Origin of the sequence: Aminobacter sp. J41, from assembly GCF_000526635.1 — a bacterium.
GTDB lineage: Bacteria > Pseudomonadota > Alphaproteobacteria > Rhizobiales > Rhizobiaceae > Aerobium.
Genome location: NZ_JAGL01000007.1, coordinates 76,838 through 89,479, shown reverse-complemented (window position 1 = coordinate 89,479; position 12,642 = coordinate 76,838). Strand labels below are relative to the sequence as shown.

General features: G+C 62.6%; 13 protein-coding genes. 3 read left to right on the top strand and 10 right to left on the bottom strand.

The features are described from left to right. Positions 1–50: 50 nt before the first annotated feature. Both L630_RS0107225 and L630_RS0107220 read right to left on the bottom strand, forming a co-directional pair. Positions 51–482: a CBS domain-containing protein gene (locus L630_RS0107225; protein WP_024847601.1), complete on the bottom strand. Its 432-nt coding sequence runs from the start codon at positions 480–482 to the stop codon at positions 51–53. A gap of 76 nt (positions 483–558) precedes the next feature. Next, positions 559–1,305: a rhomboid family intramembrane serine protease gene (locus L630_RS0107220; protein ID WP_024847600.1), complete on the bottom strand. Its 747-nt coding sequence runs from the start codon at positions 1,303–1,305 to the stop codon at positions 559–561. 452 nt (positions 1,306–1,757) lie between these two features. Here L630_RS0107220 and L630_RS0107215 point away from each other — a divergent pair, with 452 nt between their 5' ends. From L630_RS0107215 to L630_RS0107205, 3 genes are all read left to right on the top strand, one after another. Next, positions 1,758–2,399: a PAS domain-containing protein gene (locus L630_RS0107215; protein WP_024847599.1), complete on the top strand. Its 642-nt coding sequence runs from the start codon at positions 1,758–1,760 to the stop codon at positions 2,397–2,399. Between the two features lie 128 nt (positions 2,400–2,527). Then, positions 2,528–3,127 carry a PilZ domain-containing protein gene (locus tag L630_RS0107210; RefSeq protein WP_024847598.1) on the top strand — a complete coding sequence of 200 codons (600 nt, stop codon included), beginning with the start codon at positions 2,528–2,530 and terminating at the stop codon, positions 3,125–3,127. Between the two features lie 261 nt (positions 3,128–3,388). Then, the gene (locus L630_RS0107205) at positions 3,389–4,003 is read left to right on the top strand and encodes a transglutaminase-like cysteine peptidase (protein WP_024847597.1); all 615 of its coding nucleotides are present in this window, start codon (positions 3,389–3,391) and stop codon (positions 4,001–4,003) included. 187 nt (positions 4,004–4,190) lie between these two features. Here L630_RS0107205 and L630_RS0107200 read toward each other — a convergent pair whose 3' ends face one another. From L630_RS0107200 to nuoN, 8 genes are all read right to left on the bottom strand, one after another. Next, positions 4,191–4,874 (bottom strand): ABC transporter ATP-binding protein, encoded by a 684-nt coding sequence (locus tag L630_RS0107200; protein WP_024847596.1) that lies wholly within the window; start codon positions 4,872–4,874, stop codon positions 4,191–4,193. Beyond that, positions 4,874–6,160, bottom strand: a complete 1,287-nt coding sequence (locus L630_RS0107195) for a lipoprotein-releasing ABC transporter permease subunit (protein ID WP_024847595.1) — start codon at positions 6,158–6,160, stop codon at positions 4,874–4,876. The genes L630_RS0107200 and L630_RS0107195 overlap by 1 nt, the downstream gene beginning before the upstream one ends. Next, a complete protein-coding gene (proS, locus tag L630_RS0107190) occupies positions 6,157–7,479 on the bottom strand; it encodes a proline--tRNA ligase (protein WP_024847594.1) in 1,323 nt (440 codons plus the stop codon). The genes L630_RS0107195 and proS overlap by 4 nt, the downstream gene beginning before the upstream one ends. A 440-nt stretch (positions 7,480–7,919) precedes the next feature. Continuing rightward, positions 7,920–8,189 carry a DUF1467 family protein gene (locus tag L630_RS0107185; protein WP_024847593.1) on the bottom strand — a complete coding sequence of 90 codons (270 nt, stop codon included), beginning with the start codon at positions 8,187–8,189 and terminating at the stop codon, positions 7,920–7,922. A 12-nt stretch (positions 8,190–8,201) separates the two neighbouring features. Then, a complete protein-coding gene (mce, locus tag L630_RS0107180) occupies positions 8,202–8,606 on the bottom strand; it encodes a methylmalonyl-CoA epimerase (RefSeq protein ID WP_024847592.1) in 405 nt (134 codons plus the stop codon). A 79-nt stretch (positions 8,607–8,685) separates the two neighbouring features. Next, the gene (locus tag L630_RS0107175) at positions 8,686–10,353 is read right to left on the bottom strand and encodes a ribonuclease J (RefSeq protein WP_024847591.1); all 1,668 of its coding nucleotides are present in this window, start codon (positions 10,351–10,353) and stop codon (positions 8,686–8,688) included. A gap of 17 nt (positions 10,354–10,370) precedes the next feature. Next, positions 10,371–11,201, bottom strand: coding sequence for a biotin--[acetyl-CoA-carboxylase] ligase (locus L630_RS0107170; protein WP_024847590.1), 831 nt, complete (start codon positions 11,199–11,201; stop codon positions 10,371–10,373). 4 nt (positions 11,202–11,205) lie between these two features. Beyond that, positions 11,206–12,642, bottom strand: coding sequence for an NADH-quinone oxidoreductase subunit NuoN (gene nuoN, locus L630_RS0107165; RefSeq protein WP_024847589.1), 1,437 nt, complete (start codon positions 12,640–12,642; stop codon positions 11,206–11,208).

Below are 12,642 nucleotides of genomic sequence, written 5' to 3'. Positions count from 1 at the left end.
GCTCTATGGCGAGCCGGGGCCGCGCGGTCCGGCTCGCGGATGCTCCGGCGTCAGGCGGTCGCGATGTACTCGCGGATCTGCTCGGCCTCGCGCTCGACGTCTTCGATTCGCCGTTTCACCACGTCGCCAATGGAGACGATGCCATCAAGCTTGCCGTCCTTCTCCACCGGCAGGTGGCGGAAGCGGCCATGGGTCATGACTTCCATCACTTCATTGATGGTGCTCGTTTCCCTGCAGGTGCTCACCTTCGAGGTCATCGCCTCGCGCACGTTCATGGCCAGCGCATCAGCGCCACGCTCGCCGATCAGGCGGACGATATCGCGCTCCGACAGGATACCGAGGATTGTCCGGTCCGCTCGTGTCACGACGGCGGCACCGATGCGGCGGAGGCCAAGCAGGCGCGCCGCCTCCTGCAGCGTTGCGTCGGGCTCGATCGTAACGACATCCCGGCCCTTCGCGTCGAGAATGGACTTAACGGTCATCAGCATCTCCTCCGTTGGCGGTGCCCCAACTGCTGCCCTGACCCCGAGTTCATGGTGCGCCGAGATGCAGGGCTTTTCAAGGCTCGCGTAGAGGCTGCCGGTCAAACAGCCGGATTAGGAAGAAGCCGGCGAGGAAGCCGCCGATATGCGCCTCCCAGGCAATGCTGCCCCCGTCGTCGGGCGCGCCGAAGCCGAATGCCGTCAACACGTTCACGATGAGCCAGACCCCAAGGAAGGTAAGGGCCGAGCGCGAGCTGAATACCTGCCTGAACGAGCGGACGTTGCCGCTGAAGCACGGCCGCCGGCGCCTGCGGTCGATCTGGAACAGGAAGCGCGCGGCGGCGCCCATCATTCCGGAGATCGCACCGGACGCGCCAACCAGCGGCGCGACATCGGTAGGATGCAGAACGAAATGCAGCGCGACCGCCGCAACCGAAGTGACGATCCAGAACAGAAGGAAGCGGACGACGCCGATTCGATTTGCCAAGGGCGAGCCGAAGGCGGCAAGCCAGATCATATTGATGATCAGGTGCGCGGCGTTGCCATGAAGCAGCGAATAAGTGACCGGCGCCAGCCAGGCAAAGATGTCCATCTGGTAGCCGCCGGTATAACGCAACGGGATGAAGGCGAAGCGCAACATCACGCCGAAGTCGTCGGCCTCGCTCAGCAGGTACATGCGCACCAGGTGGATCGCCACGCACAGGGCGATCAGCGCAATCACCACGCCCGCCAGGTTGAAAACCGGTTCGCGTGCCGGTGGCGGCACGTCCTGGGCCCGCGGGTCGGAAGCGGATGGCGGCGGGACTTGGTGTTCGGCGGTCATGCAAACTGTTCTGGCTAGAGGGTCAGGTGTTGTCTGCCGGCAAGCGCCTTGCGGGAACCATTTTGACCCTACGACGCATCGCGTCAGAGACCAGAACCATGTTGCCGCACGCTAACTGACAATGCCGTGACCGTGCCAGAGCGCGACCAAAATGAAAAGCCGTCCAGGGTTTCCCCTGAACGGCCGCAGGTTGGAGCCCCCCCGAGCTCCGCCCCAAAGATGTCCGGTCGAGTCCCCACCCGAGCCCGTCGCTTTGAAGTGGGTGTTACTTGTCACAGGAAAGTGAGTTCGGCAACGTATACCCTTTATTAACCCTAACGGATCGGAACCGCGTGCAAAACGGTTAACGGTACTGGCATGGCTCCTGCTTGTGCAGGCATGACTCTCATGGGAATCAAAAGTTCTGTTCGCCCATGGGACAACCGCAAGAGGGACAGGGGCGGTAAGAGTTTATGAAGCACGAAGGAACGATCGCATTGTTCCAGTATTGGAACAGGTTGCGGGGCAAGCGTCCCGCGCCGCGACGCACCGAGATCGAACCGGCGGACATCAAGTCCTTGCTGGCAGATACTTTTATTCTTGAGAAAGATTCCCGCGGCGAACCAGTATTTCGCCTGGCAGGCACGCGGCTTTGCGCCACATTCGGCCGGGAGCTGAAGGGCTATTCGTTCCTTTCCGCCTGGGTTCATCGCGACCAGCGCGTGCTGTCGCGCTTCACCCATTCCGCCTTTCACAACAAGTCGGTGATCGCCATCACCTTCGAGGGCGCCACCCTTTCCGGCCGTTCCAACCAGTTTGAGATGGTGCTGCTGCCGCTCGAGGGAGGGCTCGGCAGTCCGCGCGTGCTGGGGGCGATCACCCCCCTCCACCGCCCCTACTGGCTGGGAACCGACCCGATCATCGAGGCTTCGATCGACACGCTGCGCGTGGTCGACCCGGCCCGGGAACCTGCGTTGCTTGCCACCCGGCCAGCAGTCACCGTACCGCCGATTGCACCAGCAGAGAACCAGATGCTGCCCGTCACGCCGGAAACACCCGAAGCGGGACGGCGCGTTCGCCATCTGGTCGTGATCGAGGGCGGACGAGAGCGCTAAGGCGTTACTTCGTCCTCTTTTGGGGCATTACTGCTTCTTAACCGGCCTTCCGTTAGTCTGCGCCCGAACTTCCTGTGTCAAACAGGAACAACTGGGTTTGGAACGGCTAGATCGGGGTAGCGGCAGCGATGATGATTGCGCCGGGCAGAACAGAGCGACGCAGGTTCCAGCGCGTACGCGTGAAGATCTACGGCCGCTACATGCTCGAGGATCGCTCGGAGTATCCGTGCCATGTCATCGACATGTCGCCGGGCGACGTCGCCCTGCGCGCGGACCGTCCCGGCGCGCTCGGTGAAAAGGTGATCGCCTATCTCGACCACATCGGCCGTGTCGAAGGCGTGGTGACGCGCATCATCGACGGCGGCTTCGCCATGCAGCTGATCGCCTCGGAGCGAAAGCGCGATAAGCTCGCCGCGCAGCTCACCTGGCTCGCCAACCGCCATGAACTCGACCTGCCGGAGGATCGCCGCCACGAACGCGTGTCGCCACGCAATCCGATGACCACGCTCGAGCTTGCCGACGGTAGCCAGTACAAGTGCCGCATCATCGACCTGTCGCTGTCGGGCGCCGCGATCGAGGTCGACGCCAAGCCGGAACTCGGCCAGCCGGTTCTGCTCGGCACCATGCGGGGCCGTGTGGTGCGTCACTTTCAGGAAGGCATCGCCATCGAGTTCGCGGCCGTGCAGCGCGAAGAGGTTCTCGTCGCCGAGTTCTCCGGCCGCCGCTGATCATCCTCACATCCGCATCGAGACAAGGGCCAGCCGCGTGCTGGCCCTTTGCTTTTGGTCGTCCGGCAAACCGTTTCCAGACGCATATCCGTTCCACTCAAATTTTATCGAAAAATCGAATACAATTTTATTCTTACCCTGTTCTTACGCTTAACGAGATCTACAACCGATTCATTCGAATTTGAACCAATTTGTACTTCGCACCTTTGCATCGAATAAATTCGCATCTGCCATAGTCTCCTCAACACAGGGGAGACGCAAATGGGGAAAACAACCAACAAGCTGCTGGCAGCTCTCTTCATGGCGGTTGCAGGTTCCACCGCCGGAGCAGCTAACGCCGCGCAACCCTTCATGCAGACGGGCGGCCTGTCCACCCAGCCGGTTGGCCACTACGAGTTCTGCCAGCGCGCGCCACAGGAATGCCAGCGCCTGCGTGAGACACGTCCAGTAGAACTCACCCGCGAGCTGTGGGCCAAGATCATCGAGATCAACAACGTCGTGAACACCATGATCACGCCGCGCACCGACTACGAGATCTGGGGCGTCGAGGAGCACTGGTCCTACCCGGTCAACGGGATTGGCGACTGCGAGGACTATGTCCTTGAGAAGCGCCGCCTCCTGATGAAGGCCGGTGTTCCAGCGGCGAACCTGCTGATCACCGTCGTCCGCCAGCCGAACGGCGACGGTCATGCAGTCCTCACCGTCCAGACCAGCATGGGCGACTTCATCCTCGACAATCTCGAGGGCCGCGTCCTTGCCTGGCATGATACCGACTACCGCTTCCTCAAGCGCCAGTCGTCCAAGCATGCCGGCATGTGGGTCGCTATCGACGACGGCCGCAACGTCCTCGTCGGCAGCGTCGGCGGCAAGCGTTAATCGCAGATACCAGCGAGGCGCAGTTCGCGCCTCGCTGCGCGCACGTTTCTGAACGGATTAGCCTCACCGAGGCGACGGAAAAACCCGGTCGAGTCCCCACCCTCCCCGTCCCCATAGACCGGGTTCAGGAGCCGGCCCTTTCCCCAAGGGTCGGCTCCGCACTTTCAGGCGAAGCTGGAAAAGAAGATCAGAACTCGACGATCTTGCCCTGCGAGAGGGTCACGCGCCGGTCCATGCGGTTCGCAAGATCGTGGTTGTGCGTCGCGATCAGGGCCGACAGGCCTGACTGGCGCACGAGCGCCTCAAGCGCGTCGAAGACATAGGACGCCGTCGACGGATCAAGATTGCCGGTTGGCTCGTCCGCAAGCAGCAGCAACGGCGCATTGGCGACAGCGCGGGCAATGGCGACGCGCTGCTGTTCACCGCCCGACAGCTCTGCCGGGCGGTGAACGGCACGATGGCCGATCTTCATGTAGTCGAGCAGCTGGATCGCGCGCTCCTTCGCCTCCTGGCGTGACAGGCCCGCGACCAGTTGCGGCATCATCACGTTCTCCAGCGCTGTGAATTCCGGCAGGAGGTGATGGAACTGGTAGACGAAGCCGATGTCGTTGCGGCGGATAGCGGTACGGTCGTCGTCCGACAGGGTCCCGCACGGGACACCGGACAGGAAGACCTCGCCGCCGTCAGCACGCTCGAGCAGGCCCGCGGTGTGCAGCAGCGTCGATTTACCCGCACCCGATGGCGCCACAAGCGCAACCATCTCGCCCGGCCGCAGGACAAAGTCAGCCTTATCGAGGATGACCAGCTTGCGGTCGCCCTCGTGGTAGATCCGGTCGACGGCCTTGAGTTCCAGCAGCAGCTTTTGTGCCATTATTCGTACCGCAGCGCTTCAACGGGATCGAGCTTGGCGGCGCGCCAGGCCGGGAACAGGGTAGCGATGAACGACAGCGTGATCGCCATGATGACGACCGAGACCGTTTCGCTCAGGTCCATCTTCGCCGGAAGGGTCGACAGGAAGTAAAGTTCGGGATTGAACAGCGTCGTGCCGGACAGCCAGGAGAAGAACTGACGGATCGACTCGACGTTGAGGCAGACGATCACGCCAAGGACGACACCGGCGATCGTGCCGAGCACGCCGATGGCGGCGCCCGTCATCATGAAGATGCGCATGACGGAGCTGCTGGTCGCGCCCATGGTGCGCAGGATGGCGATGTCCCTGCCCTTGTCCTTCACCAGCATGATGAGGCCGGAAATGATGTTCAAAGCCGCCACCAGCACGATCAGGGTGAGGATCATGAACATGACGTTGCGCTCGACCTGCAGGGCCGAAAAGAAGGTCTGGTTGCGTTGGCGCCAGTCGGTGATGAGAATCTGCCGCTGCGCGGCCACTTCGATCGGAGTGCGAAGCTCGTCGACCGCGTCCGGATTGTCAACGAACACCTCGATGCTCTGCGCGACGCCTTCGCTGTTGAAGAACATCTGCGCCTCTGCAAGCGGCAGGTAAATGATCGAGGAATCGTATTCCGACATGCCGACTTCGAAGATGGCGACGATCGGATAGGTTTTCTGCCGCGGCGTGGTGCCGAAGGGCGTCACATCGCCTTCCGGCGCAACGAGCTGCAGGCCGTCGCCGACCGCCAGTCCCAGATTATCGGCCATGCGCTTGCCGATGGCGACACCCTCGCTGGCGGCGAAGCCGACGAGCGAGCCCTGGCGGACATTCCGCGAGACAAGCTCCAGCTTCATGATGTCTTCGTCCGAGACGCCGCGCACCAATGCGCCGGAGCCCGGGCCCATGCGGCCTGTGGCCAGCACCTGACCTTCCACCAGCGGGATGGCGTAGCGGACGCCTTCGACGCCCTCGATGCGGCCGGCCACGGGTGCGTAGTCGTCAAAGGCACGGTCAATCGGCTGCACGATCAGGTGACCGTTGACGCCGAGAATGCGGGTAAGAAGCTCGGCGCGAAAACCGTTCATCACCGCCATTACGATGATTAGCGTCGCTACGCCCAGCATGATGCCGAGAAAGGAGATCAGCGAGATGGCCGAAATGACCGTGTCCTTCCGGCGCGAGCGCAGGTAGCGCCAGGCCACCATGCGCTCGAACGTTGAGAACGGTCCTGCCCCCGCAGGTCTCTTCGCGGCAGCGTCACTCATGCGGCGAACCGTGCGACCACACCGGACAGCGGCATCGTCTCGCGCTCGCCGGTCTTGCGGTTCTTGACCTCGACCTCGCCGGCGGCGATGCCGCGCGGACCGACGATGACCTGCCACGGCAGGCCGATGAGGTCAGCGGTGGCGAACTTGCCGCCCGCGCGCTGGTCGGTGTCGTCGTATAGCACATCCTTGCCGGCAGCGGTGAGCTGCGCATAGAGCTCATCACATGCCTTGTCGCAGGCTTCGTCGCCGGCCTTCATGTTGATCAGCGCGATGTCGAACGGCGCGACCGACTCCGGCCAGATGATGCCGTTCTCGTCGTGGCTTGCCTCGATGATCGCGGCGATGAGACGCGACGGACCGATTCCATAGGAGCCCATCGACACGAAGTGTTCTTTGCCGTCCGCACCCATGACCTTGGCGTTCATCGGCTTCGAGTACTTTTCGCCGAAGTGGAAGATGTGGCCGACCTCGATGCCGCGCGCTGCGACCTGCTGGTCCCCATTGATCGAGCCCCACGCAGCTTCGTCGTGCATCTCTTCGGTTGCCGCATAGGGCTTCGTCCAGGCATCGACGATGCCGGCGATCTCGGCGTCATTCGCGTAGTCGACGTCAACGCCAGGCACCTTCATCGTCAGGAAGTCGCGGTGGCAGAAGACGGCGCTCTCGCCGGTGTCAGCGAGAATGATGAATTCGTGGCTGAGGTTGCCGCCGATGGGGCCGGTGTCGGCGCGCATCGGGATCGACTTCATGCCGACGCGATCAAAGGTGCGCAGGTACGATACGAACATGCGGTTGTAGGCCGCCTTCGAGGCCTCATAGTCGATATCGAACGAATAGGCGTCCTTCATCAGGAACTCGCGCGAGCGCATGACGCCGAAGCGCGGGCGGACCTCGTCACGGAACTTCCACTGGATGTGGTAAAGGTTCAGCGGCAGGTCCTTGTAGGACTTGACGTACGAACGGAAGATGTCGGTGATCATCTCCTCGTTGGTCGGGCCGTAGAGCATGTCGCGCTCGTGACGGTCGACAATGCGGAGCATCTCCTTGCCGTAGTCGTCGTAGCGGCCGCTCTCGCGCCACAGGTCGGCCGACTGGATGGTCGGCATCAAGAGCTCCTGCGCGCCGGCGCGGTCCTGCTCCTCACGGATGATGTTGCACACCTTGTCGAGCACGCGCTTGCCGAGCGGCAGCCACGCGAACGAACCGGCAGCCTGCTGCCGGATCATGCCGGCGCGCAGCATCAGGCGGTGGGAGACGATCTCGGCCTCGCGGGGGTTCTCCTTGAGGATCGGCAGAAAATAACGCGAAAGACGCATCGGCAAGTCCATGAAAAGGCCGCGCCAGGAATCAGCGCGCGCGGGGCTGAATAGTCGTGGGCTTCATAGCGATTTCATGGCAGCTTGGAAACCCGGACGCCGACATGGCTCCCATGACTACCGTTTAGGCAGGCCTTGGGAACCTTTTGTGCATTGCAGCACAAGAGGCAGTCAGAGAACGCAAAATTCTTGATGACATTCCCGCGATGCTTGGTCTAATGTAGCTACATAACCGAGAGGACGGAAAAATAACCGTTCTCCTGCGCGGTCAAAGTCTTGGGAGGATGCGATCTAGGCGCGATTTTCCGCAGCCGCCGGTAACGGAACAGATCGGACGCGTTCAAATTGCAAGGCTTCGGCCTTGCATTTTTTTTGGGCACAAGGCAGCGCCGGTGCCGTACTTCCCGGCCTTCCTCAGCATCACAATTTAAAGCGCTGAATTAGCTGGCGTTCGGCCCAATGCGCGGAATGTCGTCCAGCGAGAAGCCGTAGTATTCGACTGCGATATATCCAGCCGCGAAGATCAGCGCCGACACGATCGTCGTGCGGATGCAGGCTCCCAGCATGTGGGAACCGGTCGGGGCGCTCGACACGGTCCCAAGCGTTACCTCCCCGTCGTCGTCCTGGGTACGCAGTCCAAAGGGCAGCATCGCGAACAACACGACCCACCAGAGGATGAAGTAGACAGCGGCCATGGAAACGAAAGTCATCGGGCGGCGCTCCTAGACCTGCTCAAGCTCGATAAGGGTGCCCATGAAATCCTTCGGGTGAAGGAACAGGACCGGCTTGCCGTGCGCGCCAATCTTTGGTTCGCCATCACCGAGGATGCGGGCACCCTCACCCTTCAGGCGATCACGGGCGGCGATGATATCCTCGACCTCATAGCAAACATGGTGCATGCCGCCCGACGGGTTCTTCTCGATGAACGCACGAATTGTCGAGGTTTCACCAAGCGGCTCGAGCAGCTCGATCTTCGTGTTGTCGACGTCAACGAAGACGACGGTGACGCCATGCTCAGGCAGCGCCTGCGGCTCAGAAACCTTAGCGCCCAGAGTATTGCGGTAGAGCGCGGTAGCGGCGGCAAGGTCCGGCACGGCCAGTGCAACGTGGTTCAAACGTCCGATCATCGTTCCTCACCTTCTGATTCAACGCGTTGCCAGACTGATTCCGGTTCTTCTGCCAAGCCGCTGAAAAACCGCCGGCTTTTTACCGCGTGACGAAAACCGTCACTATGGGCTTTTTGCCCCAGGCATCGTTTGCCGCACCCCGGACAGCCCGGCGCGCCGCCTCGGCGACAAGGTCCAGATCCTTACGGCGCACGCGCGGGATGCTCTCGATCGCACCGATGGCCGCGCTCAGCATGATTTCTTCCATCGGCTCGCCGTTGCGGTCGAACTTGGCGACGCCAATCGCAACGAGGTCCGGATCGCCCGCAAGGTCGTAACGGTCATCCAGCACGACATTGACCGCAACATGGCCGACATAGCTCAGCTTGCGACGGTCGCGGATGCCGACATCCTCCTCGCCACCGATCACCTTGCCGTCCTTGAAGATGCGGCCGAACGGGACCTGATCAATGATCTCAGCAGGTCCGGGCGCTAGACGGATCATGTCGCCGTTGCGGACCTGTGCGACCTCCGGGATGCCGGACATGGCGCCGAGCGCACCGTGCGCGACCAGATGCTGCGCCTCGCCATGGACGGGCACGAGGATACGCGGACGCACCCATTCGTACATGCGCTTGAGTTCGTTGCGGCGGGGATGGCCGGAAACGTGAACGAGCGCATCGCCGTCTTCGATGATCTTGATGCCCTGCTCGATCAGCAGGTTCTTGATCTCCAGAATCGCCTTTTCGTTGCCCGGAATGACACGGGACGAATAGACGACGGTGTCGCCCGGTGTCAGAGAGACCGTCTTCATCTCGTCACGGGCGAGCTTGGCAAGTGCCGCGCGCGGCTCGCCCTGGCTGCCGGTGCAGAGGATGACGAGGTTTTCGCGCGGGATGTAAGCGTAGTCCTGCTCGTCGACGAATTCCGGCAGACCGTCCAGGTAGCCGAGTTCCTGCGCAACGTTGATGACTCGCTTGAGCGAGGAGCCCAGCACCAGCACCTGACGACCGGCGTCACGCGCGGCTTCTGCAATCGAGCGAATGCGGCCGACGTTGGATGAGAAGGTCGTTACGGCGACCCGTCCAGAAGCCTGCTCGATCACCTCGCGAAGCCCCTGCCCCACGTCCTGTTCCGACGGAGAATCGCCTTCGCGCAGCGCGTTGGTGGAGTCGCAGATGAGCGCCGTCACCCCTTCATCGCCGAGCTGGCGGAACCGGTTCTCGTCAGTCATCGGCCCGATGGCCGGTGCCGGATCGATCTTCCAGTCGCCGGTGTGCACAACCGTGCCAAGCGGCGTGCGAATTGCGAGCGAAACCGGCTCGGGGATCGAATGGGTGACGGGAATTGCCTCGAGCTCGAAAGGACCGATCTGGAAGCGCTCGCCTGCGCGGTAGACCTCAACGTCGACCTCCGGGCCGCCCTCGTAGCGACGCTTGGCCTCCAGGAGACCAGCCGTAAACGGCGTCATCCAGACCTTCTTCTTCAGCCGCGGCCAAAGGTCCAGCAGCGCGCCATAGTGGTCTTCGTGCGCATGCGTGATGACGATACCGACGACGTTATGCAGCTCGCTCTCGATGAAGCGCGTGTCGGGCAGCACCAGATCAACGCCCGGCAGATGCGCATCGGGGAACGTCACGCCGACGTCGACGATCAGCCACTTGCGCGCATGCGATGGCCCCAGGCCATACAGCGCGAAGTTCATGCCGATTTCACCCACGCCACCCAGCGGGCAGAAGACGAGCTCGTTCCCGTTCTTGTCAGCCATACCGGCACCTTTCCTGTTCAGGCGGATCCAGCCGAGGCGACCGCGCCAAAATGTACGTCGCCAGCTGCGACCGTTACGATCCCGCCGTCGTGCTCTCGGATGACGAAACGACACTCGTCGTCGATCGTCTCGAAAATACCGCGCACGACGCGTCCTTCAATCTTTACCGCCACTTCCGACCCAAGCCCGGCGGCACGTGCAATCCAGCGTTCGCGGATTGCGGAGAGGCCAAGGCCCCCGTTCCAGAGACGCTCGTTCTCGAGCCAGGCATCCGAGAGCGCGAGAAACAGTGTCTCCCCATCGCAGTTTGCGCCAAGCTGCGCCAGCGAGGTTGCCGGGTACGGCAGCCCCTCCGGATGGGCGACGACGTTGACGCCGATGCCGATAGCGACCGCGAAACGCCTGCCTTCAAGCATCGTCGACTCCAGCAAGATGCCGGAGAGCTTCGCCCCATCGGCCAGAACGTCGTTCGGCCACTTGAGGGTGAACCGTCCTTCGCCGAGCAGCGTGCCACCATCCAGACCAACCCGCGCGCCCGCGTTCGGGAACACGGCATCGAGGGCATCAGACAGGGCGAGGCCGGCGACGAAACCGAGCGTTGCCGCGTACTTGATGTCGAAGTCGGGAACGAGCAGCAGCGTGGCTGCGAGGTTCCCTTCCGGCGTTTCCCAAGCCCGGCCACGGCGGCCACGACCTGAGAGCTGGCGTTTTGCCACCAGCCACAAACGGCCGGGGTCCCCAGCACGCGCGCGCTCCAGCGCCAGCGTGTTGGTGGACCCCACCGATTCAAATGCCTCGAGGCGAAACCCGTTCGCCTCGGCAATGGGTGATATGCGGAAGCCCGCCAACGGATCAGAAGAACGTCTTCGCCGCCGCTTCCGCCATGCGACCGATCGGGCCACCGATCAGCACATAGAAGAGGACGAACGCACCGGACACGCCGAGCACGACGCGAAGGTCCCCACCCATCGGCTCCAGCGCACCTGCCGGCTCGTCGAACCACATGATCTTGATGATGCGAAGGTAGTAGAACGCACCGACCACGGACGCCAGCATGCCAATGACGGCAAGCGCATAGAGGTTGGCGTTGATCGCGGCAAGGAAGACGTACCACTTCGCCCAGAAGCCAGCCATCGGCGGGATACCGGCGAGCGAGAACATCAGCACGGTGAGGATCGTCGCGACGACCGGATTGGTCGCGGCAAGACCTGCAACGTCGTTGATCTGCTCGACGTTGTTGCCGTTGCGGCGCATGCCGAGGATGAAGGCAAAGGTGCCGAGCGTCATCGCAAGGTAGATCAGCATGTAGATCACAACGCCGCGGACGCCTGCTTCCGAACCGGCCGCGAGGCCGACGAGCGCAAAGCCCATGTGACCAATCGATGAGTACGCCATCAGTCGCTTGAAGTTGCGCTGGCCGATCGCGGCGAACGAACCGAGCAGCATCGAGGCGATCGAGATGAAGACGATGATCTGCGTCCAGTCCGGGGTGATGGGGCCGAATGTGCTCATGGTGACGCGCACCATCAGCGCCATTGCCGCCATCTTCGGAGCCGAGGCAAAGAATGCCGTGATCGGGGTCGGCGCGCCTTCATAGACGTCCGGCGTCCACATGTGGAACGGAACCGCCGAGATCTTGAACGCAAGGCCCGCGAGCACGAAAACCAGGCCGAAGACGAGGCCAAGCTGGCGCTCGGAGCCCGAGAGCGCGGCTGCGATCTCGTTGAAGCCGGTGTGGCCGGTGTAGCCGTAAACCAGCGACACGCCGTAGAGCAGCATGCCCGAGGAAAGCGCGCCGAGGACGAAGTACTTGAGGCCGGCTTCAGTTGCGCGGACGTTCTCGCGGCTGACCGCGGCGATGACGTAAAGTGCCAGCGACTGGAGCTCGAGGCCCATGTAGAGGGTGAGCATGTCGTTGGCCGAGACCATCAGCAGCATGCCGACGGTTGCCAGCACGACCAGAACCGGGAACTCGAAGCGGTCGAAGCCCTCGCGGCGGGCAAAGCCCACCGACATGGCCAGCGCGACCAGGGAGCCGCCCAGCGTCAGCAGCTTCATGAAGCGGGCGAACGGGTCGTTGATGAAGGCACTGCCGAAGGCAAGGCCATTCGGGGTGAACAGGAACAGCCATGCACCGGCCGCAAGGATGAGTGCGATGGCAAGCCCGGTCACGGTCGAAAAAGACCGCTCCCCGGAGAAAACGCCAATCATGAGCAGCGCCAGCGCGCCGACAGCCAGGATCAGCTCCGGCGTAGCGAGGCTCAGGCTCGAATAGAGTTCTGCCGTCAT